This is a genomic window from Pseudomonas fluvialis (assembly GCF_014207935.1).
GTDB classification, from domain to species: Bacteria; Pseudomonadota; Gammaproteobacteria; order Pseudomonadales; family Pseudomonadaceae; genus Aquipseudomonas; species Aquipseudomonas fluvialis_A.
The window spans coordinates 123,942-148,955 of the sequence record NZ_JACHLL010000006.1 but is presented as its reverse complement, the minus strand read 5'-3'; the positions used below and the strand labels follow the sequence as shown (position 1 = coordinate 148,955).

Below are 25,014 nucleotides of genomic sequence, written 5' to 3'. Positions count from 1 at the left end.
CAGACAGCGCTGTCTTACGTGCGGGCCCGCGTGGAAAAATTCCGCAGGTAAGCCCTGGGCGTCATGCCTGTGCGCTCACGGAAGCATTTGTAGAAGGCCGAAAGCGAGTTGAAACCGGCGGCGAAGGCCAGCTCGTCGATGCGCCCAGCCTCAGCACCGGCATCCAGTTGATCAAGCAGATGCTGCAGGCGCGCCTGGTTGACGTAGCGGTAGAAGCTCTGGCCCAGCACCTGGTTGAGCAGGTGGGAAATCTGGTTGCGGCTGTAGCCGGTGGCAGCGGCCACCTGCGTCAGGTCGAGCTGCGGATCGAGATAGGCTTTCTGCTGGCGAAAGTAACTGTGCAGGTCCGCGGCCATCAGGCTCAACTGACGCGGCGACAGGCCCAGGCGGCTGAGCGCGGGGCGCCGCTCACCAGTCCCCCCCGCGTCCCGATCCTCCTGCTGCAGATTGGTGTACTCATTGATACGCCAGACCAGGCCGTCACGCACAGTGATCGCTTCGCTGGCGCGGAAGGAGACCAGACCCTCGCTGCCGCGCAGGCAGATACGGTACTGGATGAACGCGGTGTGGCCGTCGACGCGAATGCGATCGCTGTGTTCGAGGGCCTCGTCGGCCTCACGCGGCATGCAGCTCTGCACATACTCGCGCAGCTCGGCCAGGCGCAGTACCCGGCCCAGGGAGAAATCACAGTATTCGATCTGCGGGTGGTAGCAGGCCAGGATGGCGTCCAGATCGCGCTGTTTCCACGCCAGGTGGTAGCGCAATACCACCGCCTGCGTCACGGCACTCTGCGCGGCATCGTCGGCCGGTTCCTGACAGGCATTCATAGTTGGTGCGACAGGCTCGTCGGCGCTGGCGCAAGGTGCGCCAGGCGGTAATGGTTGAGAATTGCCGGCCAGCTGCCATCGGCCTGCATGGCCTGAAAGTGCCGGTTCATGTCGCGCGCCAGCGCGCCCGCATCGAGCAGCAGAGGGCTGGCGGCGATGTAGCTGCGGCTGGCACTGATCGGCTCGCCAAAGCGCAGCGCCGGCAAGTCCGCCGGCCACAGGTATCGGATGCGCTGCTCGATCTCGTACCAGGCCACCACGCGGCCGGCCTTGAGCAGGTCCACCGCCTGCTGCGGCTGGTTGACCTCGATCACCTGCTGGTCTGGCTGACGCAGCTCATTGAGTTCGGCGGCACGCGGCGTCGCCGCCATCACCGCCACCGGCCCGTACTGCAGGGCGTCCTGCAGACTGGCGAACGGCCGCTGCGGGCTGGCCAGCACATTGGGCGTGGGCAGCACTTCCAGCAGCCAGAAAAACTGGTCTTCACGCTCGGCGTTGCGCCCCAGGTTGAGCACTATGCCCTGCGGATCGGCGGCCACCACATACTGCACCCGCCGCCAGGGCACGCTTTTGTACTGGCACTCGCGCTGCATGCGCCGGCACAGCTCGTTCATCAGATCGCCGAATACTCCGCGTTCGCCGGGCTGATCATTGGCGAAGGGCATTTGCCCGGCGCCGACATACACATGCAGCGGCTCCTCCGCCGAGACCAGGCCGGCGGTACACAGCAACAGGCCGCAGAGCGTGCTGAAAATGGCTTTCACCGGACCTCCCTGGAGTGAACAGTCGTTAACTGTGAACGCTAACTGGTACGGAGGTACACGAGCAACTGCGAACTGCTTGATTCGCGTCAGTTTCTGCACCGTACTCAGTCTGGCCAATGCTGGCACAATGGCCGCATGAATTTAACGATCCGGTCAAGTTTACCGGGTAGCGGAGCCTCCCATGCAGTTGCTGGAAGCCATTGAATCCATCAGTCGTCAGCGTTCGGTAGAAACCGTTGAACTGGCCCTGTTGCAAACTCTCGGGCAAAACTTCAGCGAGGTGGAGGAAGCCCTGCTGCTGGTCGAACACGATGGCCGCCTGTGGATCAGCAGCCATTGGTATGCCGGCCGCCTGTGCAGTAGTGAGCGCCTGGAACTGCTTATCGACCCGCAGCGCCTGCTGGTGGCCCGCGAAGCCCTGCTGGAGGGACATGCCCGCGAGGGCGACAACCAGGCCTGGCGTCTGGCCACCCAGGACACTCCGACTCAGCTGTTGTTGCTCAGCGGCGAACAGCTGCACGAAGATGGCCAGCGCGCGCTGCGCAGCCTGATCACCATCGTCGAGAACTTCTCCAGACTGCTCAGTGAGAAAAACCGCGACCGTCTCACTGGCCTGCTCAACCGCCATCAGTTGGAAGAACGCATCCTGCATGCCCTCGCCCTCGCAGAGGACACGGCACTGAATCAGGAACGTCGCAGCCGTCAGCGTCACCCGAGCTGGCTGGCGATCCTCGATATCGATCACTTCAAACAGATCAACGACAACTACGGCCACCTGTTCGGCGACGAGGTTTTGCTGCTGGTCAGCCGTCTGATGATCGACTGCTTCCGCCGTGAGGATCAGTTGTTCCGTTATGGCGGCGAGGAGTTCGTCATCCTCCTCAATGATCTCGATGCCCATGAGGTGCATCTGGTGCTGGAGCGTTTCCGCCATCAGCTCAGTGAGCACGACTTCCCGCAGCTCAAGAGCCTGACCATCAGCATCGGCTACACCCGCATAGGTCATCAGGGCAGCGCCTCGGCCGTGCTCGGTCAGGCCGATCAGGCGCTGTACTGGGCCAAGCAGAACGGTCGCAACCGCCTCGCCGATTATGCTCAGTTGCTCGATGAGGGTCAGCTGCAGAGCGTGCCCAGCAGCAGCGGCAGCATCGATTTGTTCTGATCCAGAGCAGGCATAAAAAAACCGGCCACCAGGGCCGGTTTTTTCTTGGCTCAGGGCTTAGAACTGCTCGCCCTTGGCCGCCTTCTCCAGCAACAGGGCCGGCGGTAGGAAGCGCTCACCGTACTGCTCGGCCAGGTACTGAGCGCGGGCGACGAAGTCCTTCACCCCGTACTGGTTGATGTACTGCAGCGCACCGCCGGTCCAGGCGGCGAAGCCAATGCCGAAGATCGAGCCGATGTTGGCATCGGCGGTCGACAGCAGCACGTTCTCTTCCACGCAGCGCACGGTCTCGATGGCCTGAATGAACAGGATGCGGTCGCGCACATCTTCCTGAGAGATCTGCGCATCGGCCTTCTCGAAGCGCGCCTTGAGTTCCGGCCACAGGTGCTTCTTGCCACCCGCCGGGTAGTCGTAGAAACCGCCGCCGGCCGCTTTGCCCGGACGCTTGTACTCCTGCAGCATCAGGTCGATCACGGCGAAGGCCGGGTGCTCGGGAATGGCCTTGCCTTCGGCGGCGAGGTCAGCCACGGTCTGCTTGCGGATGTGATCCATCAGGCTCATCGACACTTCGTCGCTGATCGCCAGCGGGCCCACCGGCATGCCGGCCTTGCGCGCTTCGTTCTCGATCATCGCGGCACTGACGCCCTCGCCCAGCATGGCGATGCCTTCGTTGGTGAAGGTGCCGAACACGCGGGAGGTGAAGAAGCCACGGCTGTCGTTGACCACGATCGGGGTTTTCTTGATCTGCAGCACGTAGTCAAAGCCGCGCGCCAGGGTCTCGTCGCTGGTCTTCTCGCCCTTGATGATTTCCACCAGCGGCATCTTGTCGACCGGGCTGAAGAAGTGCAGACCGATAAACTTCTCCGGCTTGGCCACCGCGGTCGCCAGACCGGTGATCGGCAGGGTCGAGGTGTTGGAGGCGATCACGGCATCTGCCCGCGCAGCGCTCTCGGCGGCGGCGGTGACCTTGGCCTTGAGGTTGCGGTCCTCGAACACCGCCTCGATGATCAGGTCGCAACCCTCGAAGTCGGCTTCACTGTCGGTGGCCTTGATGCGGGCCAGGAAGGCGTCGCGCTTCTCAGCCGTCATGTGGCCACGGGACACCTTCTTGTCCAGCAGCTTGGCCGAGTAGCTCTTGCCCTTCTCCGCCGCTTCCACGGACACGTCCTTGAGCACCACCTCGATGCCGGCCGCGGCCGACACATAGGCGATACCGGCACCCATCATGCCGGCGCCGAGCACGCCGACCTTCTTGGTCTGGTACTTGGGATAACCCTGCGGGCGCGAACTGCCGGCGTTGATGTCGTTCAACTGGAACCAGAAGGTGCCAATCATGTTCTTGGCGACCTGGCCGGTGGTCAGCTCGGTGAAGTAGCGCGCTTCGATCAGCTGCGCGGTGTCGAAGTCCACCTGCGCGCCTTCCACGGCGGCGCACATGATCTTCTCCGGCGCCGGGAAGCAGCCCTTGGTCTTGTCACGCAGCACGCTCGGGGCGATGGCCAGCATCTGCGCCACGGCCGGGGTGCTCGGAGTGCCACCGGGGATCTTGTAGCCCTTCACGTCCCACGGCTGCACGGCGGCCGGGTTGGCCGCGATCCAGGCACGGGCCTTGGCCAGCATCTCGTCGGTGTTCTCGGCCAGATCGTGAATCAGGCCAGCCTTGAGCGCGGCGTCCGGGCGTACCTTCTTGCCTTCGGCCAGGTACGGCAGGGCCTTCTCCAGGCCGAGGATGCGCACCATGCGCACCACGCCGCCACCGCCCGGCAGCAGGCCGAGGGTTACTTCCGGCAGGCCGATCTGGATGCTGGCGTCGTTCAGGGCGATACGGTGATGGCAGGCCAGGGCGATTTCCCAGCCGCCGCCGAGGGCCGCGCCATTGATTGCGGCCACCACCGGCTTGCCCTGGGTCTCCAGGCGGCGCAGCTGGCCCTTGATGTTGAGGATCATCTCGTAGAACGGCTTGGCATCGGCCTTGGTGACCTTGATCAGCTCGTTCAGGTCGCCGCCGGCGAAGAAGGTCTTCTTGGCGGAGGTGAGGATGACCCCGGCGATGGAATCCTTCTCGGCTTCCAGGCGCTCGACGATCTTGCCCATGGCCTCGCGGTACACCGCGTTCATGGTGTTGGCGCTCTGGCCGGGCATGTCCATGGTCAGGACGACGATATTGTCCTGGCCCTTTTCGTAACGGATGGCGTCAGTCATTGATCTTCTCCCGGCTCACACGCGCTCAATAATGGTGGCAATGCCCATACCGCCGCCGACACACAGCGTGGCCAGGCCATAGCGCAGATTGCGCTTCTCCAGCTCGTCGAGCAGGGTGCCGAGGATGGCGCAACCGGTGGCGCCCAGCGGGTGGCCCATGGCGATGGAGCCGCCGTTGACGTTGACCTTGTCCTCACTCACGCCCATGTCCTTCATGAACTTCATGACGACGGAGGCAAACGCCTCGTTGACCTCGAACAGGTCGATGTCTTCCGCCGACAGCCCGGCCTTGGCCAGGGCCTTGCGGGTGGCCGGCGCGGGGCCGGTGAGCATGATGGTCGGGTCGGTGCTGGTCACAGCGGTGGCGACGATGCGCGCCCGGGCTTTCAGGCCCAGCTCCTTGCCCTTGGCTTCGGAGCCGATCAGCATCAGCGCCGCGCCATCGACGATGCCGGAGCTGTTGCCCGGCGTGTGCACATGGTTGATGCGCTCGACGTGGCTGTATTTACGCAGCGCGGAGGCATCGAAGCCCATCTGGCCCATCATCTCGAAGCTAGCCTTGAGCTTGCCCAGGCCTTCGAGGGTGGAGTCGCCACGAATGAATTCATCGTGATCGAGGATGACGATGCCGTTCTGATCGGTCACCGGCACCAGGGATTTCTGGAAGGAACCATCGGCGCTGGCGCGGGCGGCTTTCTGCTGCGAGCGCAAGGCAAAGCTGTCGACGTCGGTGCGGGAGAAGCCTTCGAGGGTGGCGATCAGGTCCGCGCCCACGCCCTGGGGCACGAAGTTGGTGTGCATGTTGGTCGCCGGGTCCATGGCCCAGGCGCCGCCATCGGAGCCCATGGGAATGCGCGACATGGATTCCACGCCGCCGACCACCACCAGGTCTTCAAAGCCCGAACGCACCTTCATGGCGCCGAGGTTCACCGCCTCCAGGCCCGAGGCGCAGAAACGGTTGAGCTGCACGCCGGACACGGTCTCGTCCCAGTCGGCCACCAGCGCGGCGGTCTTGGCGATGTCGGCGCCCTGGTCGCCCACCGGGGTCACGCAGCCCAGGACGATATCGTCGACCTGGCTGGTATCCAGCGCGTTGCGCTTCTCCAGGGCCTTGAGCAGGCCGGCCACCAGATCGACCGGCTTGACGCTGTGCAGCGCGCCGTCCTTCTTGCCCTTGCCGCGTGGCGTGCGCACGGCATCGAAAATATAAGCTTCGGTCATGGCGTTCTCTCGTCTTGACGTTGTTCTAGGAGCACGGTTCCAAGAGCGCATAGCTCCGCGGAGACGTGGGCATACCTTACGCGCACGGCAAGCCCACTCAATGACCGAAATGCTCAGGGCAATTGACCGCTCGGCTCAGACGAATGGTCAATCCGCGATCTAGAGCGGCGCATGCAGGGTGTTAGGAGGAGATGGCAGAAGGCCGCTGGCCTTTGCTGCGAAGGGTTCTAAAGCCCGTCCGGAGCGTGCTTAGACTCGAAACTGTAGTAAGCAGCCTAGTCAGCCGCTGCGGGCCTTCCCACCCCCGGCGGCTTTTTCTTCCCCGCTGCTGTGACGCCACAAGGTTGCTGGCAGTCGCAAGGCCATAGCACGCGAACAAGAACAAAAGGCATTGAGCCATGGTTAAACCACACAAAGCCCGGCAGGCCAGCTACATCGTGTTTGCCACGACGCTGATCCTGATCCTTCCCAACCTGGCCGGTCTGGTCAGTTAACCCGAACCCGCCCGCAGCCGCAGGACGGCGTGGCCGATCACTGCAGCGCGGGCAGCCACCACCACAGCAATACCGGCAGCCAGACAAAGGCCAGCAGCGTGGAACAGAACACCAGACTGGCCACCTCCTGCGGCGCCCGGTTGGCCTTGAGCGCAAACAGGTAGTTGAACACCGCCACCGGCATCGCCGACTGCACTACCAGCACGCCATGGGCCAGCGGCGGCAGTTCCAGCCAGCTGCCGATCAGCCAACCCAGTGTCGTGCCCGCCAGCAGACGCAACCCGCCCAGCACAAAGCCCCGGCCGAGATGCTGCGGACGGATGCTCGCCAGCGCCACGCCCAGGGTCAGCAGCATCAGCGGAATGGTCAGGCCGGCGAGCAGATTGAGGCTGTTGGCCAGCCACAACGGCAGCTGCCACTGAAACATCAGCATCGGCACCGCCAGCAACAGGCTGAGCATGATCGGGTTGGCCCACAACCGGCGCGCCGAACGTTCGGCACCGGAGAGAAACAGCCCCACGCTGAAATGCCCCACCGACAGCACCAGAAAGATCGCCACAGCAAAGGCCAGGCCCTGCTCGCCAAAGGCATACAGCGACACCGGCAGGCCCATGTTGCCGACATTGGGAAAAAGAAACGCCGGCACCAGCGCGCGCCAGTCCAGCCCGGACAGCCGACTGAACAGCAGACCGAGCAAGCCCATGCCGAGGGTTACCAGCAGCACCGCCAGCGCCATCTGGCTGAACGCCGCCGGGTCGTGCTCGGCGCGACTCAGCGTGGTCAGCACCAGACAGGGCGTACCGATGTTCAGCACCAGCCGGGTGACAAACTCGGTCGGGTAATCATGCCCGGAGCGGGCCCAGGCAAAGCCAATGCCGGCGGCCAGCAACACGGGCGCCATCACGGCAAACAATTGCGCCAACATTGCGCTGAGCTCCCGCAAAAAAAACGGCATGATACAGCCCTGTCCCGCACAAAACCCGCCGTCCGGAGGCCGTCATGCCGCTGAAATCCCGCTTCGCCGCTCTGCTCCTGCCACTGCTTGCCAGCACGGTACAGGCTGGCGAGATCGACCAGGCCGCCGCCCTCACCCAACTGGCCAAGCCCGGCACCCTGCTGATCGATGTGCGCAGCGCCGACGAGTTCGCCAGCGGCGCCCTGCCCGGCGCCCACAACATCAGCCACGAGCAGATCGCCGAGCAGATCAGCCGCGTGGCGCCGGAAAAATCCGCGCCCATCGTCCTGTATTGCCGCAGCGGCCGTCGCTCCGGGCTGGCGCAGGATGCCCTGCAGGCACTGGGCTACCAGCAGGTGATCAACGCCGGTAGCATCGACAGCCTCAAGGCTGCCCAACAGGCCAAAAGCCCGGAGGCCGCATGCACGCAAAACTGCTGAGCAGCCTGTTGCTGCTCACCGCCCTGCCCTTGTCTGCGGCCGAACTGCTGCTGGAGATCAACGGCCAGCAGACCCGCTACAGCACCGAGCAACTGCTGAAGCAGGCACAAGCCATTCAGATAACGGCCGATATCGCCTACAAGCGCGACATGACCTACCAGGCCGTGCCGGTGGCCAGCCTGCTGACCGGCGTCAACGCCGGCGACCAGCTGCAGGCCGTGGCGAGCGACGGCTTTGCCGCCGAACTGCCGGCCGCCCCGCTGCTCAACCGTGAAGGCGCCCGCGCCTGGGTCGCCATCGAAGACCCGGCCAAGCCCTGGCCTAAGCTCAGCAGCAACAAACCCAGCGCCGGGCCGTTCTACCTGGTGTGGACCGACCCGCAGGCGGGCCAGATCGGCCCAGAGCAATGGCCGTTTCAGATGGTCAGCCTGCGTCAGGTGCAGAGCCTGGCTGAACGTTTTCCGGCGCTGCTGCCGGCAGCGAATGCCGGTACCGAGGTTCAGGTTGGCTTTGCCCAGTTCCAGAAGCACTGCCTAGCCTGTCACCGCCTAAACGGCGCCGGCGACTCGGCCTTCGGCCCGGACCTGAATATCCCCCACAACCCCACCGAATACTTCAACACCGACTACCTGCCGCGCTATATCCGCGACCCGCAATCCCTGCGCCGCTGGCCACAGGCGCGCATGCCCGGCTTCAGCCTGCAGGCCCTGGCCGACGCCGAGCTGCAGCAACTGCTCGCCTACCTGCGCCATATGGCCACACGCAAAGCACAACTCTGAACCCCGCCCGGCTTTACCCAAGCCGGACCGTCGCGCTATGGTCGCGCCATGGCCATACGCCAACGAAGGGAATCATCCGCCGACAGGGAATGTTGTGTTTCGCCCTCTGCCTCCCTTCCGGTAAAAGCCAAAAAAAAGCTGTCGCGTTTGCTCGAGTCGCTGTCCCTTTTGTTATTCCGCAAGCTTGGGAAAACAATGGGTTAGCGAAGGCCTTAGCGTGTTATGCGACATTTTCAGGAATGTTATGCGACAGCAATGTCGCATAATAGTAGTTAGGCGCGATCAACTAGAAAATCCCCAAGGTCGTAACGCGATGCATCCAGCTAAAACACTTGTAATTTTAATCATGTCTTTAGTTATTTCAGCCTGTTCAACAAGCCACTTTGCCGTGAAGCCTAGCGATGCTGAAGGCGTTAGCCTTAAAGGCACAGAGCTTTACGTGTATTCTTTTTTAGATGTCCGGGAGAGCTTTTTTGGCCCCAACCTATTACTGGAGTTTTCCAAGCAACTCTCTAGCAATCTTAATAACCTAGGGGTTTCCACAAAAATATCAAGCTTCAAAGAAACAGAAGTTGGAAAATATTACATAAACACAAATGCCGACACAGTCATTCCAGCGCAGCAAGCAATAGCCAAAAATGAAAGTATAGAAAAATTATACGACACCGAAAACAGGTTGATCATATTCCCAAGCAAAATGACAATAAACCAAGCGGTAATTAGCTATGAAATTCGCTGGGAGCTTGTTGATGCCAAAACAGGTAAAATTATTTGGTCAACGATGTCTGAGGGCCTCCACATGAATGCTTGGGTGCCAGACGAAGATCCGCAGCCACGCGCTAAGAAGATCGTAGACGCAATAATTACAGAGATGCAGAGAAATAGAATGATCTAGAGCGTAAGCAACTGGCATCGCCTAACAAATGGTTCAAGCCGCTCGCTTCGCTCACTCGGGACCGGCTAAAGCCGGCCCCTTAACCAAACGTTAGCAGTCACAGAAGAAAATGAGTGCAATTCAAATACTAAAGGAGAAGCTGGTCGGTAATTTCTATTCGCGCTTTAGCGTGGGAGATGCGTTTGACTTATATTTTGATGGTTTCTGGTTGATTACCAATAACATCGAGTCACCCGACGAAGGTTCATTAAACCAACAGTTTGCAGGCACTTATCAGCCGACCACAGAGGCTATAGACAAAGAAGATATAGCTAAGACCATTATTCTTTGCAGTACACTCAGGAAAAACATAGTTGATGTAACGCTATCCAAAGACTCGGCGCTAATCCTTAAATTTGAGAACGGGGTTGATTTAGTATTTCCTACAAATACCGAAATAGTAGATTGGCACTGGGCAATAAATGAAAATGGAAATGATCCTTTCCTAGGGTGCATTGTCGGTTGTTTTAGCCCAGGCGAGATTTATATTGGTAACTGCTAACAACTAGTTCAAATCGCTCACTTCGTTCGCTGGGACGGGCTAAAGCCCGCCCCTTAACCAAACGTTAGAAGACAATGAGAGAACTCATGAGACTCCACAAAGCAATTATCGCAGCGTTTTTTAGCATCGCAGCCATGAATACATACTCGGCCGAACCACTTTACAGCATCGATGAGTTTGAGAAAAAATTTACCGAATGCCTGACTGCTGCCGCCAAAAAACGTTCGACCTGCGTAGAAAATCTAATAATAAAACATCTGCCGGTCGATATAAAAGAATCAAAACCTCAGGCTGCTTCAATCAGCAGAATCCTTGACGAGCGGATGGGCGACGGAACGCTTTACAAACTCCACAAAATAAAATCCATTGATGGCGGAGATTTATTCTTTAAGCGAGTTAGTATAATTGAGGACTCTGCGCAAACATTTATGGCCGTAGACTGCACATATGTAAATTTTCAAGGTGATCTTTACCTATACAGCATCCGTCTTAACTCAAACAAAGAAGGCATTGAAGAAGCCCTTGGATTTGAGATTTGACTTCTAACAATGCGCTCAACTATCGCTCACTTCGTTCGCTGGACGTCCAAAAGCTGCGCTTTTGGACGCCCGTTAGCTTAATCGTTAGGCACTGCCATGGCCATAATCGAGTACGAACTGACCATCAATGCTCCACAAGCAGCTGTCTACGAAGCATCGCAAGATTATTCTGTTAGGTATCAATGGGACCCTTTCCCTGAAAAAATAGAGCTTTTGGGTGGAGCAACCGAGGTCGGCATTGGAGTTAAAACGCTTGTAGTAGCTAAGTCAGGCCTAAGTATGGAAGTTGAGTTTGTTCAGTTAGCCCCACCTACAACAGCTGCAATAATCATGACCAAAGGTCCAGCTTTTATTAAAAGTTTTGGCGGTAGCTGGGTTTTCAAACCTATTAACGCAACCTCTACAAAAGCAAAATTTCGCTACTCCATCAAAACAAAGAAGTGGGCAATCCCCGTAATCTCCGAATACGTAGCTACCCTTTATTTCAAGAAAGCAGTTATAGCAAGGCTGGCCGGCCTCAAAAAATACTGCGAGCAAAGTGCCTAACAAATGGTTCAAGCCGCTCGCTTCGCTCACTCGGGACCGGCTAAAGCCGGCCCCTTAACCAAACGTTAGCAGCCCAAAGGATTTACGATGAAAAAACGATTATTTACATCGCAATCCTATATGCCTGCCTAATACTTCTCCTATCAAACCAATTGGCTATTATCCCGGAAAGCTCAGCTGAAACCCCAATTCTCTTGGTATGCTGCCTCACGGTTACAGCAATTTATATGTGGCTAATTCATTTTAAAGAAAAGCCAACAAGCGCAGAGAGCAAGCAGCACACTAAAACCATCACGGCAAGCCTAATCCTATTCATGCCAGGCTTACTTGTAATAGGCTGGGCAGTAAGCAAAGTGTATTTCATCAATGCCGGCCTGCTGGCAGGCGCCATTCATAAGCCCTACAGCATATCTGCAAAGTGTATAAAATCATATAAAGGCCACCGAAGAATAATTTCAATATTCACCCTTGAAAACGGGCAGTCCTGGGAAGTTCAGGGGCAATATATCTGTCCTGATAAAACGAAAAAGTGCATACTTGACGTCTCAAGTGGTTTCTTTGCACACAGAATAAAAAGCATATCCTGCAAGGGCAGCTAACAATGCGCTCAACTGTCGCTCACTTCGTTCGCTGGACAGTCAAAAGCTGCGCTTTTGCCTGCCCGTTAGCTTAATCGTTAGCTTCCAAGGAAATACCGTGAGAGCAGCATTAACACTAATAATTTTATTACTTTCATTTCCAGCCTTTTCTGAGCAAGAAAATAGTAAGCACTTCGTCTTTATTGGTAAAAAGATCAACCTAGAGACTGTGCCTCCAAAGGATGGCGAAATATCCCTAGACAGCCAATTCTTGGCAACATACGAAATATTGGAACCGTACAGGGGGACTTACAAAGGAAATCGCATCGAATTTACTGCTTACGATCACTACGGCACCCCACAATTTTCTTTATATGAACATGTCCTCTTGTACGTAGAAATGCACAACGGCCAATATTTCCACTCAAAATATCAGTTCTCACCTCTATACAAAGACAAGAGTGGCAAGTGGGCTGGCACCTACGCATCATATGACTATGAGCACAGCTACAATAAAAATATGCCGATTAAGCCTGTAAAAATTGAGTTTAACGAACCGATTTTTCACGACATATCTGATATCGCAAAAGACCGTATAGCAAAGGCATTTCCTGCACCTTACTACAGAGTTGAAGGCAAAAAAGCTATTGCTGTATACGGGAATTATGTTGATGAACTGTTTCGTCTAAAGCAAAGTGGTGTTTTAAAAGCTCGCGGTGACTTCCAGTGAGAAAGCTAACAACTGGTTCAAGCCGCTCGCTTCGCTCACTCGGGACCGGCTAAAGCCGGCCCCTTAACCAAACGTTAGCTCTCACTAGAAGGAATCGTAGTGAAATCAAAGATTGCTGCCGTATTCATGCTGCTCGCAGGCCTTGGCTTTCTTATTAGTTTCGTCGCGCACGCATCATCAATATTCGGGTTTTCAGTATTTCCTAAAGAGCCGTGGTTTCTTCACTTTGGCATTTTTGTTGTATGGATCCCAGCCGTCTTGTGCGCCCAGTCTCTGGCTAAAGTTTTTCCTCAGAAACAGATGTGGAAGGCCGCCCTCAGAGGCTGCCCCAAACCAATGCAGTACATGGCGTATGCCCTGTTCGGGTATGTCTTCCTGAACTTTGCTATTTTTGCTATCACCAACTCAAACCACACCCCTACCTCAGCCTCTACTGTTAGAGGCTTTTCAGGGCACTGGCTAATTTTCTATTACGCAGCTTTTGCCATCCTATATTCATACATTCAAGTTCAGAAGCAAGACCCTGCACGACGCTGCCAGAACGGACATTTGGTCAACTTGTCGGCAAAATATTGCCCTGAGTGCGGCACTTCTGTTGGCGATGCCCTTGCAGGTGAGAGCTAACAATGCGCTCAACTGCCGCTCACTTCGTTCACTGGACAGCCAAAAGCTACGCTTTTGTCCGCCCGTTAGCTTAATCGTTAGCAGAGAACCCTATGCGCACCACCTTGCAGGATGCGGGAGTAGAAATTACGCTCTCATCAACTCCGCTAAATAAAATACACGTCCGCATTACTGTCTCTTACAATTTTGTAGTTGCATATCAAATGCACTGGATAGATTTTAAGCTTTCAACGGACGAATTTGAAAACATGGTTGAGTGCTTAGTTAGCGGAAAAAAATCAAAGCATGGCAATCGCTCTATATGGGGAGCCAATCTTCTGAAAATAAAAGACAAGTCTTACCCTTCTCAGCCATTTACTGACGTCTGCATATACAAAAGAACTTTTATTCTTGGCTTTTTCTGGGTTCCCGCTGCTTTTTCCAGCAAGCTCTTACGGGAAATTTCAAATCTAAAAGGTGCGTTCCGCTAACAACTGGTTCAAGTCGTTCGCTTCGCTCACTCGGGACGCCCAAAAGCTACGCTTTTGTTCGCCCCTTAACCAAACATTAGAAGCAACATAAATGCTCTATATCGACACCCTGATCCAGAACTGCCATATCGCCAAGGCAGCCATCCCCTCAAAAGTTATCGAAGTGGATGATCTCTCCGCGCTTGATGGCATACAGAAGGCCATCTACATCATCGAAGAAGTGGGAGGTAACCCCGAGGAAACCTTCCAGGCCTTTTCTCGCTACAAGGCGAGAAAAGAACGGGCCTGCGCCAGGCTGAATGCACCTTCGACGGTGTTGTATGTGGGGTCGTCCACCACCGGCGTGCGCAAGCGGATCGAGCAGCATCTGGGCCGGGGCAACAAGGGCACTTATGCGCTTCATCTGAGTCACTGGTTCAGCGGGAAGTACAAGGTGACGGTGAGGCAGTACGACGTCTCCGATCAGGTGCTGCAAATCATCGAAGATGATCTTTCCCATTCCCTGAAGCCGGCCTTCGGCAAACAGGGCGGCAACAACAAGTGAACGCGGCTACATCAACATGGACGTGATAACGATGACCCAAACCCAAAAACTGAGACGCGATGGCCGCTTATGGATGCTTGTCGCCATGGTCACCTGTGCGGTTGGCTTCTTTGTCGGGCTGCTGGGACTGGCGATGGTTGGCGCCGGGGTGAGCGGCAGCGGCTGTGGCAAAGCCTGCTCGGACAGTGTGATGTCCTTTGCCTATACCGGTAGCTTCTTCCTCGGGCTGGCTGTGCTGACGGCGCTGGGCTCCATGGTGCTGATTTGGTGGTTGCGCGACCCGGAACAGCAACTGTGGGTCGGCATCACCGTGACGGTGCTGGATGTGCTGGTGCTGCTGGTGGCCGGGCCTTCGCTGGCCTTGCTGCTCAGTCTCTAAATAGCAGGGAGTGTTGGCATGACGCTGCGGACCTTATTGCTGCTGATGGCCTCTGTGCTCGGCGGTTGCTCGTCGGTGCTAATGACCTCCGACGGCGCCTCTCCCGGTGACAACCTGATGTACGCCGGCACCCGCTTCAATGCCAAGGTGATCGGCCAGGATTCCTGCGAGCAGAGCGGGTACAACGCGGGTTATAGCTGTGCCTATCAGCAACTGCTGACGCCCCTTTGCCTGATCGACTTTGTGCCCAGCCTGGCGCTGGATACGCTGCTGTTACCCTTTACCGGGCTGCATGCGGCCATCAGCCCGTCCGAGTCGCCGGACAAGCAACAGGTCGAGCCACCACAGCCTGAATAGCGACTGCGGCAGGCCTCGGCCGCCAACTGCTATACCGACTGCATCACCCACCCGTTGCTGGAGTCGGCCATGAACAACTCTCTTCTTGCCCTGACTGGTTTTGTGACCTGGACGCTGCTGTTACTGGTGCTGATGGAAAGCCTGCGCAGCCGGCTGGTGCTGCTCAAGGCGGTGCCCTCCAATGGCTTTCAGCCGGATAACGGCAACCTCTCACCCTTCATGCAGCGCCTGGCGCGGGCCCACGCCAATTGCCTGGAAGGCCTGCCGGTGTTCGGTGGTCTGCTGGTGATTGCCGCGCTCAGCGGGCAAACCGCAATGACCGATCCGCTGGCGCTCGTGCTGCTGGCCACGCGCGTAGTGCAGTCGCTGATTCATCTGACTTCCTTGTCCGTTATGGCGGTGAATCTGCGCTTCACGGCCTTTGCCGTGCAGATGCTGATTGCGCTCTACTGGGCCTTCGCCCTTCTCACGAGCTGATCGCCCATGCCCCGTCCCCTGTTCCGCTGGTTCTGCGGCCTGCTTCTGCTGAGCCAGATCACCCTGTGCCACGCCGAAGACGCCGAGCTGGCCCGCCTGTTCCGCGAGGCAGGCGCCAGCGGAACCCTGCTGATCGAAGCGGCCGAAAGTGGTCAGCGTTATGTGCACAACGCCACGCGGGCGGCCCAGCCGTTTACCGCCGCCTCCACCTTCAAGGTGCTGAACAGCCTGATCGGCCTGCAACAGGGTGTAGTCAGCGGCCCCGAGGCGGTGTTTCGCTGGGATGGCACGCACTATGAGATGCCCGACTGGAACCGCGACCAGACGCTGGCCAGCGCCTTTCGCCTGAGCTGCGTGTGGTGCTATCAGCAACTGGCCCGGCGCGTTGGCGCAGCGGTGTATCCCGCATATATCCGCGAGGCGCGTTTCGGCCAGTTGCGCGAGCCTTTTGTGGTCGATCAGTTCTGGCTGGACGGCTCGCTCACCGTCAGTGCCGAACAGCAGGTGGCCTTTCTCAAGCGGGTGGCACTGCGCGAACTGCCCTACCGCACGCAAAGCTATGCGGCGCTGGAGAGCATCATGCTGGCCGAGCAGACGCCGCAGTACCGGCTGTTTGCGAAAACCGGTTGGAGCGCGCGGGCCACGCCGGGCACGGGCTGGTACATGGGTTATGTGAAGAGCGAGCGCGACACCTGGCTGTTTGCCCTGAACATCGACACCCGCAGCGCAGACGACCTGCCGCGGCGCCAGTCCATCGTGCATGCCGCGCTGATGGCAAAGGGCATTCTGCCCAGCCCGAGCCGCTAGCCCCAGCAGTCAGATTCTTAGAGCCTGCTTACGATTTTCTGGATTAGAGCCAGACAAGGCAAAAACGGTCGAGGAAGCGCAGTTTACGAGTGGTAAATGAGCATGACTCGCTTCGCTCGCCCCTCCGGGGCCGCACTAAAGTGCGTTGGCCGCAAGCGGCCTGCCGAGATCGTTTTTAACGCTGTATGGCCGACAGCCAGGAGATCGTAAACAGGTTCTCAGACGTACTGGGCGGCGGCGAATGCCGAAGCCCAGGCCCACTGGAAGTTGAAGCCGCCGAGCTGCCCGCTCACATCCAGCACCTCGCCAATGAAATACAGCCCCGGCGCCTTCTGCGACTCCATGGTCTTGGACGACACCTCGCGGGTGTCCACCCCGCCCAGGGTAACTTCGGCGGTGCGATAGCCCTCGGTACCGGCCGGCACGAAACGCCAGTCGGAAAGGCGCTCGGCCACGGCCTGCAGCTCCGCCGGGGTGTATTGCTTGAGCGGCTTGGAGACGAACCACTGCTCGGCCAGAAGGCCAGCCATCTTCTTGGTAAACAGCTCGCCCAGCACGGTTTTCAGCTCGCTGTTGGGGCGTTCGGCCTGCTGCGCCGGCAGCCATTCAGCCAGGTCCAGATGCGGTAGCAGGTTGATGCTGACTTCGTCGCCCGGCTGCCAGTAGGAGGAAATCTGCAGAATGGCCGGCCCGCTCAGCCCGCGGTGGGTAAACAGGATGTTTTCCTTGAAGCTCTGGCCGTTGCAGCTGACCAGGCAATCCTCCACCGAGGTGCCGGAGAGTTCGGTGCACAGCGCCTTGAGCTGCGGTTCGGTAATGGTGAACGGCACCAGCGCGGCACGGGTCGGCAGCACCTGATGGCCGAACTGGCGGGCGACCTGATAGCCAAAGCCACTGGCGCCCAGGGTGGGAATCGACAGGCCGCCGGTGGCGATCACCAGCGATTGGCAGGTATAGGTGCCGGCACTGCTCTCCAGGCGGTAGCCGCCGCCCTCAAGCGCGGCGATCTCGCTGACCGAGGTATCCAACTGCAAACGGGCGCCGGCCTGGTCGCACTCATCCAGCAGCAGGCCGAGGATGTCACTGGACTTGTTGTCGCAGAACAGCTGGCCGAGCTTCTTCTCGTGATAGGGCACGCTGTGCTTGGCGACCAGCTCGATGAAATCCCACTGGGTGTAGCGGGCCAGCGCCGACTTGCAGAAATGCGGGTTGGCCGAGAGGAAGTTGGCCGGCTCGCAGTACATGTTGGTGAAGTTGCAACGGCCGCCGCCGGACATGAGGATTTTCTTGCCGGGCTTGTTGGCGTGATCAAGCACCAGTACGCGGCGGCCACGCTGGGCGGCGGTGAAGGCACACATCAGCCCCGCGGCACCCGCGCCGATGATGATCACGTCTGCTTGCTGCTTGCTCACCCACTGGCCCTCTGCTGGTGCAGCCCTGCGCTGCGGCGCGCATCTTACCCGATTGCAGGCCGCCTGCCGCTGAACACCGCTATAGCCAGTATTGGTCCGGCAGTTCCGGCAACTCGCCCAGCAACTGGCGCAGCCCGGCGCCCCAGAAGGCGCGAATGCTCTCGAAATAGGCATCGCCCTCGCTGACCCGGTAACCCTCTGGGATCAGCAGCGAGTCGGCGCGGTACACCAGCACATCCAGCGGCATGCCCACCGAGAGGTTGCTGCGGATGGTCGAGTCGAAGGAAATCAGCGCACAGCGCAGCGCCTGCTCCAGCGGCGTGGCGTGTTGCAGCGCGCGGTCGAGGATCGGCTTGCCGTACTTGCTCTCGCCGATCTGGAAGTACGGCGTGTCGCGGGTGGCCTCGATGAAGTTGCCCTGCGGGTAGAGGTTGAACAGGCCGGGCGCCGCACCGCGAATCTGCCCGCCGAGCAGGAAGGAACAGCCCAGGTCGACGCCCTGCCCCAGGCTCGGGCCGCTGTCGCGCTCCAGCACTTCGCGCAGGGTCGCGCCCACCAGACTGGCCGCGTCGAACAGCGTGGGGACGTTGTGCAGATGCGCGCCCTCGCCGCCCAGCCGGTGGCGCAGCAGGCTGATCACGGACTGCGAGGTGGCCAGGTTACCGGCACTCTGCAGCACGATCAGACGCTCACCCGGCACGCCAAAGACGTGCAGCTTGCGGAAGGTGGCAATGTGATCGACCCCGGCGTTGGTGCGCGAGTCGGAGACGAACACCAGGCCATCGGCCAGGTTCATGGCAACGCAATAGGTCATAACACCTCGCAGAGCGGCCCGCCGGACCGCCCGTTACTGCTGCTTATTGCTGCTGGGCCTGCAGGGTCATTACCGGCTGATTGACCAGCACGCGGGCGTGCATCTGCTCCCCGCCGCCACCGCGACGCATGCCGCGCACCGGACAGGCATCCAGATAATCCAGGCCCACGGCGAGCTTGAGGTGACGCTCCGGCCGCGATAGGCCGTTGGTGACATCGAAGCTGTACCAGGCGCCGTCCAGCCAGGCTTCCACCCAGGCGTGGCTGGCCAGATGGCCGGCGTCTTCGCTGAACAGATAGCCGGACACATAACGCGCCGGCACCTGCAGGCTGCGGGCGCAGGCCAGGAATGCGTGGCTGTGGTCCTGGCAGACGCCACCGCGCTTGGCGAAGGCTTCCGCGGCGGTGGTATCGACGGTGGTGATGCCGGGGGTGAACGGCATGGCCTCGCCCAGGCCGAACATCAGTTCGATCAGGGCGTTGCGGTCACGACGGGCGCCACAGTGATGCAGGGCAAACTGGCGCAGGGCCTCGTCGGCCTGGGTCAGGCGGGTGAAGCGCAGGAACGGCAGCGGCGACTGCTGATCGTGCTCGGCCTCGCGGCTTTCGTCGATTTCCACACTGCCGTGGGCGCTGATCAGCAGCGAGTCGTGCGGTTCGTCCACATTCAGCACATGCAGGATGTTGCCGTAGGGGTCGCGCTGGGCGCGGGCCGGGCACGGCAGATCCAGGTGCCAGTCGAGCACGTGCTGGCGCTCGCTTTCCTGCGGGGTCAGGCGCAGGTACTGGATGCTCGCGCGCACCTGATCGTCGTAGCGGTAGGTGGTGTCGTGGCTGATGGTGAGTTTCATGCGGCCTCCAGATAGGAACTTTGAATGGCATTGGCCAGCCGGCGAACCAGCAGGATGAAGTCGGACAACCAGACATGCAGGCCCTCGTCGAGGATTTCCTCGATGCCGGTGTAGCGCAGCCGAGCCTCCAGGCTGGCGACCATGCGCTGGGCTGGACGGCCGTTGACGCCCGGCAGGCTGGCGAGGATCTGGTTGATTTCGCCGAGGCAGGCGCGCAGCGAGCGCGGCACGTCCTCGCGCAGGATCAGCAGTTCGGCCACCTGACGCTTGTCCGGCGAGCCACGGTAGATCTCGGTAAAGGCCTCAAACACCGAGAGAGCACGGAGCAAGGCGTTCCACTGGTAGTAGCCGCGCGCCGAACCATCGCCAATGCTCTCGGCGGCATCGCCCAGGAGCTCGTAGCGCGAGTCGAGCAGGCGCAGGGTGTTGTCGGCCCGCTCGATGTAGGTGCCCAGGCGGATGAAGCGGAAGGCATCGTTGCGCAGACTGGTGCCGAAGGCGGCACCGCGGAACAGGTGCGAGCGCTGCTTGACCCATTCGCAGAAGGCGCTGATGCCGTAGCTCTGCAGGCCCTGTTGGGCGATGTCGCGCATTTCCAGCCAGGTGGCGTTGATGTTTTCCCACATGTCGGCGGTGATCCGCCCGCGCACCACGTGGGCGTTGCTGCGCGCGGCGCGCAGGCAGCTGAAGATGCTGCCGGGGTTGTCGCCGTCGAAGGCGAAGAAGTGCAGCAGGCGCTCGGCATCCAGTTCGCCATGGCGCGCCAGGTAATCGTCCATGTTGCCGGTGATCAGCAGCGGCATGGTCAGTTCATCAAGGCCGGTGCCCTGGCCGTCCTGCGGCATGAGCGACAGCGAATAGCTGACATCCAGCATGCGCGCGAGGTTTTCCGCGCGCTCCAGGTAGCGCGACATCCAGTACAGTTCGGCGGCAGTTCTACTCAGCATGGCAGGCAATCCTTCTCAATCTTCAACCACCCAGGTGTCCTTGGTCCCGCCGCCCTGCGACGAGTTGACCACCAGGGAGCCCTCGCGCAGCGCCACGCGGGTCAGTCCGCCGGGGACCAGGCGGGTTTCCTTGCCGGAGAGGACGAACGGGCGCAGGTCGATATGGCGCGGGGCGATGCCCTGCTCGACGAAGGTCGGACAGGTGGACAGGCTCAAGGTCGGCTGGGCGATGTAGGCGGCAGGATTGGCCTTGAGGCGATCTCGGAAGGTCTCGATCTCGGCCTTGCTCGCCGCCGGGCCGACCAGCATGCCGTAGCCACCGGAGCCCTGGGTTTCCTTGACCACCAGCTCCGGCAGGTGAGCCAGCACGTGGGACAGCTCATCGGCCTTGCGGCATTGCCAGGTCGGCACGTTCTTCAGGATCGGCTCTTCGTCGAGGTAGAAGCGGATCATGTCCGGCACGAAGGGGTACACCGACTTGTCGTCCGCGACGCCGGTGCCGATGGCATTGGCCAGCACCACGTTGCCGGCGCGGTAGGCCGACAGCAGGCCGGGCACGCCGAGCATGGAGTCGGGGTTGAAGGCCAGCGGATCGAGGAAGGCGTCGTCCAGGCGGCGGTAGATCACATCCACCTGCTGCGGGCCGGCGGTGGTGCGCATGAACACCTTCTCGTCGCGGACGAACAGGTCGGCGCCCTCCACCAGCTCCACGCCCATCTCGCGGGCGAGGAAGGCATGTTCGAAGTAGGCGCTGTTGAAGTGCCCTGGCGTCAGCACCACGACGCTAGGGTCATCCACCGGGCTGGAGCTTTTCAGGGTCGACAGCAGCAGACTCGGGTAGTGGTCGATCGGCGCGATGCGCTGGGCGGCGAACAGCTCGGGGAACAGGCGCATCATCATCTTGCGGTCTTCGAGCATGTAGCTGACGCCGCTGGGCGTGCGCAGGTTGTCTTCCAGCACGTAGTAGCTGCCATCACCGTCGCGCACCAGATCGACCCCGGCAATGTGCGCGTAGAGGTTGCGGTGCAGGTCCAGGCCCTGCATCGCCATCTGGTAGCCCTCGTTGGCCAGCACCTGCTCGGCCGGAATGATGCCGGCCTTGATGATGCGCTGACCGTGGTAGAGGTCGGCGAGAAACATGTTCAGCGCCTTGACCCGCTGAATGCAGCCGCGCTCGACCACGCGCCACTCACTGGCCGGAATGCTGCGCGGGATGGTGTCGAAGGGAATCAGACGCTCGGTGCCCTGGTCATCCCCGTACACGGTGAAGGTGATGCCGGCCCGGTGGAACAGCAGGTCGGCCTCACGGCGGCGCTGGGCCAGTTGCTCGGGCGGGGTATTCGCCAACCAGCGGGCGAATTCGCGGTAGTGCGGGCGGACAGCGCCACTCGCGTCGTACATCTCGTCATAGAGAATCCGGGCCATGCCGTACTCCTTCTCGCTGCAGGCAAAGAAGACATCGCAAGGCCCGTGCCAGTTAAATTTCTGTTTTAAATCAGCAGCTTGAAAATACCCACAAAAAACAGGCACCAAAACAAGGCATGCCATGAGGGGATTTTTCCGGCCGCGGCACCAAAGCGAGGCAGCGCCACCGCGGATTGTCTGGCTCGCGCCTGTCCGGCTTGATTAAACTGTCGCTGCGCGAGTGTTTAACCAATTGTGTCCGCTCGTCCCGATCTCACTGCCCGAAGGGAGTCCCACGGCATGCTCAACTGGTTGCTGCTCTGCGTACCCGTCACCCTGGCTCTGGAGTACCTGGCGCCCCAGCAGCATCTGGCGATCTTCATCGCTGCCGCCATCGCCATCATTCCGCTGGCGGGCTGGCTGGGCAAAGCCACCGAGCAACTGGCCGAACGCAGCGGAGAAGGCGTCGGCGGCCTGCTCAATGCCACCTTCGGCAACGCCACCGAACTGATCATCGCCATCGCCGCTCTGCGCGCCGGCCTGCATGACGTGGTCAAGGCGTCGCTGGCCGGCTCGATCATCGGCAACATCCTGCTGGTACTGGGCGCCTCCATGCTCTGCGGCGGCCTGCGTTTCAAGGAACAGCACTTCAATTCCGAAGGCGCGCGGGCCGAAGCAAGCCTGTTGACCCTGGCCGCCATCGCCCTGGTGCTGCCGGCGGTGTACATGATGCGCGCCGAAGAGGCGCCCGTACTGCTGGGGAAGGTGCAGTACCTGAGCAATGCGATTTCCGTGGTGCTGCTGCTGGTCTATGGCCTGTTCCTGTATTACTCGCTGGTGACCCACAAGGCCCTATTCGCTGGCAACCGTCAGGAGGATAGCGAAGCCGTTGACCTCTGGCCGATGGGTAAGGCCATCGCGATTCTGGCCGTGGCCACCGCCCTGATCGCCTGGGTCAGTGAAATCCTGGTCGGCGCCATCGAGCCCAGCGCCAAGGCCTTCGGCCTCTCCAACCTGTTCATCGGCGTGTTCGTGGTGGCCATTCTCGGCAATGCCGCCGAGCACGCCTCAGCCATTACCGCGGCGCTGAAGAACCGCATGGACCTGGCGCTGTCGATTTCTATCGGTTCAAGCCTGCAGGTGGCGCTGTTCGTGGCGCCGGTGCTGGTGTTGAGCAGCCTGATCATCGGCCCCGAAGCGATGAACCTGGCCTTCACCTCCGGCCTGACCCTGACCATGCTGCTGGCGGTGCTGATCACCGGCCAGATCGCTGGCGATGGCCGCTCGGACTGGCTCAAGGGCGTGCAACTGCTGGCCGTGTACCTGGTATTCGGCATGGCCTTCTTCTTCATTCCCGCCATCCCGGCTCCCTGATTGCAGAGCACACAGCCATGACCAGCGAATCCCCCAAGCCGCAAAATGCCGCGCTGCCCATCGTCAGTGCGCCCAGTGGCTGGCTGCGCTGGCTGCCGGGTCTGCTGATGCTGAAGAACTACCAACTGGCCTGGCTGCCCAAGGACATCGCCGCCGGGCTGGTGCTGACCACCATGCTGGTACCGGTGGGCATTGCCTATGCCGAGGCCTCCGGCGTACCGGGGATCTATGGCCTGTACGCGACCATCGTGCCGCTGCTGGCCTATGCCCTGTTCGGACCCAGCCGCATCCTCGTGCTGGGCCCCGATTCGGCGCTGGCGGCGCTGATTCTCGCCGTGGTGCTGCCGCTGTCCGGCGGTGACGCCATGCGCGCGGTGATTCTGGCCAGCATGATGGCGGTGGTGGCCGGCCTGACCTGCATCGTCGCCGGGTTGCTGCGCCTGGGCTTCATCACCGAACTGCTGTCCAAGCCGATACGCTATGGCTATATGAACGGCATCGCCCTGACCGTGCTGATCAGTCAGACGCCCAAGCTGTTCGGCGTCTCGGTGGATGGCGATGGACCCGGTCGCGAAGTCTGGCTGCTGGCGCAGGCGCTCTGGGCCGGTGAAGGCAATGGCTACAGCTTTGCCGTGGGTGGCGGCACCCTGGCACTGATCCTCGCGCTCAAGCGCTTCCAGCAGTTGCCGAGCATTCTGATCGCGGTGGTGCTGGCTACCGTCGCCGTTGGCCTGTTTGACCTCGACAGCCAGGGCGTCAAGGTCCTCGGCCAATTGCCCCAGGGCCTGCCCAGCTTTGCCCTGCCCTGGCTCAGCGGCGTCGACCTGGCCGCCGTGGCGCTCGGTGGCGTGGCGGCAGCGCTGGTGGCGTTTGCCGATACCAGCGTACTGTCGCGTACCTATGCCGCGCGCACGCGCAGCTATGTCGACCCCAACCAGGAGATGATCGGCCTGGGCGCGGCCAACCTGATTGGCGGCCTGTTCCAGGGCTTCCCGATCAGCAGCAGCTCGTCGCGCACTCCGGTGGCCGAAGCGGCCGGCTCGCAAACCCAGATCACCGGCGTGGTCGGCGCCTTGGCCGTGGCCATCCTGCTGCTGGTCGCGCCCAACCTGATGGAGTTTTTGCCCAACAGCGCCCTGGCCGCCGTGGTGATCGCCGCCGCCATCGGCCTGTTCGAATTTGCCGACCTCAAGCGCATCTACAAGGTGCAGCAATGGGAGTTCTGGCTGTCGATGACCTGTTTTGCCGGCGTGACGGTGTTCGGCGCCATTCCTGGCATCTGCATCGCCGTGGTGCTGGCGGTCATCGAATTTCTCTGGGATGGCTGGCGCCCCTACTCCGCCGTACTCGGCCGGGTCGACGGCATTCGCGGTTTCCACGATATCGAGCGCCACCCCAATGCCCGCCGCATTCCCGGCCTGGTGCTGCTGCGCTGGGACGCGCCGCTGTTCTTCGCCAATGCCGAATGGTTTCAGCAGCGCGTACTGCGCGCCCTGGCCGAGTCACCCACGCCAGTGCGCCGGCTGGTGGTCGCTGCGGAGCCTGTCACCAGCATCGACATTACCTCTGCCGACATGCTGGCAGAGCTGGGTCAGATCCTGAGCAACGCCGGTATCGACTTCCACTTCGCCGAGGTCAAGGGCCCGGTGAAGGACAAGCTGCGCCGCTTCGGCCTGATCACCCCCGAGGAGGAACGGCGCATCCAGCCCACGGTGGGCGCGGCCGTGGATGCCTACCTGGCGGACTATCAGGTCGACTGGTCGCGATAGCAGGCTGTTGGAAAAAGAGCTGCCGGCTGAAGAAGCGAGAACTGCCACACACTGACCACAGGTTTTGGCGCGCCATCTGCATGTCATTCTGAAAAATTGAAGGCTATGCTCAG

At 60.3% G+C, this 25,014-nt stretch carries 27 protein-coding genes; 17 read left to right on the top strand and 10 right to left on the bottom strand.

Annotated features, from left to right (window positions below; translation table 11 throughout):
• Positions 1-14: 14 nt before the first annotated feature.
• The gene (locus tag HNP49_RS15910; protein ID WP_184684887.1) at positions 15-827 is read right to left on the bottom strand and encodes an AraC family transcriptional regulator; all 813 of its coding nucleotides are present in this window, start codon (positions 825-827) and stop codon (positions 15-17) included.
• Positions 824-1,591, bottom strand: coding sequence for an ABC transporter substrate-binding protein (locus HNP49_RS15905; RefSeq protein ID WP_184684885.1), 768 nt, complete (start codon positions 1,589-1,591; stop codon positions 824-826). Before HNP49_RS15905 ends, HNP49_RS15910 begins: the two co-directional genes overlap by 4 nt.
• A 181-nt stretch (positions 1,592-1,772) precedes the next feature.
• Between HNP49_RS15905 and HNP49_RS15900 the strand changes: the two genes are divergently transcribed.
• Positions 1,773-2,753, top strand: a complete 981-nt coding sequence (locus HNP49_RS15900) for a GGDEF domain-containing protein (protein WP_184684882.1) — start codon at positions 1,773-1,775, stop codon at positions 2,751-2,753.
• Positions 2,754-2,810: 57 nt separating this feature from the next.
• Here the strand turns inward: HNP49_RS15900 and HNP49_RS15895 are convergent, their stop codons facing one another.
• From HNP49_RS15895 to HNP49_RS15885, 3 genes are all read right to left on the bottom strand, one after another.
• Entirely contained in the window at positions 2,811-4,955 is a 2,145-nt protein-coding gene (locus HNP49_RS15895; RefSeq protein WP_184684880.1) for a 3-hydroxyacyl-CoA dehydrogenase NAD-binding domain-containing protein, read from the bottom strand.
• Positions 4,956-4,970: 15 nt separating this feature from the next.
• Positions 4,971-6,176 (bottom strand): acetyl-CoA C-acetyltransferase, encoded by a 1,206-nt coding sequence (locus HNP49_RS15890; protein WP_184684878.1) that lies wholly within the window; start codon positions 6,174-6,176, stop codon positions 4,971-4,973.
• A 531-nt stretch (positions 6,177-6,707) separates the two neighbouring features.
• Positions 6,708-7,595: an AEC family transporter gene (locus HNP49_RS15885; RefSeq protein ID WP_184684876.1), complete on the bottom strand. Its 888-nt coding sequence runs from the start codon at positions 7,593-7,595 to the stop codon at positions 6,708-6,710.
• 74 nt (positions 7,596-7,669) lie between these two features.
• Between HNP49_RS15885 and HNP49_RS15880 the strand changes: the two genes are divergently transcribed.
• From HNP49_RS15880 to blaOXA, 14 genes are all read left to right on the top strand, one after another.
• Complete coding sequence (locus HNP49_RS15880; protein ID WP_184684874.1) at positions 7,670-8,065, top strand: rhodanese-like domain-containing protein; 396 nt, start codon at positions 7,670-7,672, stop codon at positions 8,063-8,065.
• Positions 8,047-8,844 (top strand): cytochrome c, encoded by a 798-nt coding sequence (locus tag HNP49_RS15875; protein WP_184684872.1) that lies wholly within the window; start codon positions 8,047-8,049, stop codon positions 8,842-8,844. The genes HNP49_RS15880 and HNP49_RS15875 overlap by 19 nt, the downstream gene beginning before the upstream one ends.
• Before the next feature lie 313 nt (positions 8,845-9,157).
• Positions 9,158-9,739: a hypothetical protein gene (locus tag HNP49_RS15870; RefSeq protein ID WP_184684869.1), complete on the top strand. Its 582-nt coding sequence runs from the start codon at positions 9,158-9,160 to the stop codon at positions 9,737-9,739.
• 109 nt (positions 9,740-9,848) lie between these two features.
• Positions 9,849-10,280, top strand: coding sequence for a hypothetical protein (locus HNP49_RS15865; protein ID WP_184684867.1), 432 nt, complete (start codon positions 9,849-9,851; stop codon positions 10,278-10,280).
• Positions 10,281-10,366: 86 nt separating this feature from the next.
• Positions 10,367-10,819, top strand: a complete 453-nt coding sequence (locus tag HNP49_RS15860) for a hypothetical protein (protein ID WP_184684865.1) — start codon at positions 10,367-10,369, stop codon at positions 10,817-10,819.
• Positions 10,820-10,915: 96 nt separating this feature from the next.
• Positions 10,916-11,365, top strand: coding sequence for an SRPBCC family protein (locus HNP49_RS15855; protein WP_184684863.1), 450 nt, complete (start codon positions 10,916-10,918; stop codon positions 11,363-11,365).
• Between the two features lie 696 nt (positions 11,366-12,061).
• Positions 12,062-12,673: a hypothetical protein gene (locus HNP49_RS15850; RefSeq protein WP_184684861.1), complete on the top strand. Its 612-nt coding sequence runs from the start codon at positions 12,062-12,064 to the stop codon at positions 12,671-12,673.
• 99 nt (positions 12,674-12,772) lie between these two features.
• Positions 12,773-13,297, top strand: coding sequence for a hypothetical protein (locus HNP49_RS15845; RefSeq protein WP_184684860.1), 525 nt, complete (start codon positions 12,773-12,775; stop codon positions 13,295-13,297).
• 92 nt (positions 13,298-13,389) lie between these two features.
• Positions 13,390-13,767 carry a hypothetical protein gene (locus HNP49_RS15840; protein WP_184684858.1) on the top strand — a complete coding sequence of 126 codons (378 nt, stop codon included), beginning with the start codon at positions 13,390-13,392 and terminating at the stop codon, positions 13,765-13,767.
• 91 nt (positions 13,768-13,858) lie between these two features.
• Positions 13,859-14,311, top strand: a complete 453-nt coding sequence (locus HNP49_RS15835; RefSeq protein ID WP_184684857.1) for a GIY-YIG nuclease family protein — start codon at positions 13,859-13,861, stop codon at positions 14,309-14,311.
• A gap of 85 nt (positions 14,312-14,396) precedes the next feature.
• Positions 14,397-14,690, top strand: coding sequence for a hypothetical protein (locus tag HNP49_RS15830; protein ID WP_184684855.1), 294 nt, complete (start codon positions 14,397-14,399; stop codon positions 14,688-14,690).
• 18 nt (positions 14,691-14,708) lie between these two features.
• Entirely contained in the window at positions 14,709-15,047 is a 339-nt protein-coding gene (locus HNP49_RS15825) for a YceK/YidQ family lipoprotein (RefSeq protein ID WP_184684854.1), read from the top strand.
• Between the two features lie 69 nt (positions 15,048-15,116).
• Positions 15,117-15,524 carry an MAPEG family protein gene (locus tag HNP49_RS15820; protein WP_184684853.1) on the top strand — a complete coding sequence of 136 codons (408 nt, stop codon included), beginning with the start codon at positions 15,117-15,119 and terminating at the stop codon, positions 15,522-15,524.
• A gap of 6 nt (positions 15,525-15,530) precedes the next feature.
• Complete coding sequence (gene blaOXA / locus HNP49_RS15815) at positions 15,531-16,331, top strand: class D beta-lactamase (RefSeq protein WP_184684851.1); 801 nt, start codon at positions 15,531-15,533, stop codon at positions 16,329-16,331.
• Between the two features lie 218 nt (positions 16,332-16,549).
• Here the strand turns inward: blaOXA and HNP49_RS15810 are convergent, their stop codons facing one another.
• From HNP49_RS15810 to HNP49_RS15790, 5 genes are all read right to left on the bottom strand, one after another.
• Positions 16,550-17,743 carry an NAD(P)/FAD-dependent oxidoreductase gene (locus tag HNP49_RS15810; protein WP_311772129.1) on the bottom strand — a complete coding sequence of 398 codons (1,194 nt, stop codon included), beginning with the start codon at positions 17,741-17,743 and terminating at the stop codon, positions 16,550-16,552.
• A 79-nt stretch (positions 17,744-17,822) separates the two neighbouring features.
• Entirely contained in the window at positions 17,823-18,557 is a 735-nt protein-coding gene (locus tag HNP49_RS15805) for a proteasome-type protease (protein WP_184684850.1), read from the bottom strand.
• 43 nt (positions 18,558-18,600) lie between these two features.
• On the bottom strand, positions 18,601-19,407 hold the full coding sequence (locus HNP49_RS15800; protein WP_184684849.1) for a transglutaminase family protein: 807 nt from the start codon (positions 19,405-19,407) through the stop codon (positions 18,601-18,603).
• Positions 19,404-20,354: an alpha-E domain-containing protein gene (locus tag HNP49_RS15795; protein WP_184684847.1), complete on the bottom strand. Its 951-nt coding sequence runs from the start codon at positions 20,352-20,354 to the stop codon at positions 19,404-19,406. The genes HNP49_RS15800 and HNP49_RS15795 overlap by 4 nt, the downstream gene beginning before the upstream one ends.
• A 15-nt stretch (positions 20,355-20,369) precedes the next feature.
• Complete coding sequence (locus HNP49_RS15790; protein ID WP_184684846.1) at positions 20,370-21,779, bottom strand: circularly permuted type 2 ATP-grasp protein; 1,410 nt, start codon at positions 21,777-21,779, stop codon at positions 20,370-20,372.
• A gap of 279 nt (positions 21,780-22,058) precedes the next feature.
• Between HNP49_RS15790 and cax the strand changes: the two genes are divergently transcribed.
• Both cax and HNP49_RS15780 read left to right on the top strand, forming a co-directional pair.
• The gene (cax, locus tag HNP49_RS15785) at positions 22,059-23,132 is read left to right on the top strand and encodes a calcium/proton exchanger (protein WP_184684845.1); all 1,074 of its coding nucleotides are present in this window, start codon (positions 22,059-22,061) and stop codon (positions 23,130-23,132) included.
• Positions 23,133-23,239: 107 nt separating this feature from the next.
• Entirely contained in the window at positions 23,240-24,901 is a 1,662-nt protein-coding gene (locus HNP49_RS15780; protein WP_260407230.1) for a SulP family inorganic anion transporter, read from the top strand.
• The last annotated feature ends 113 nt before the right edge of the window (positions 24,902-25,014 follow it).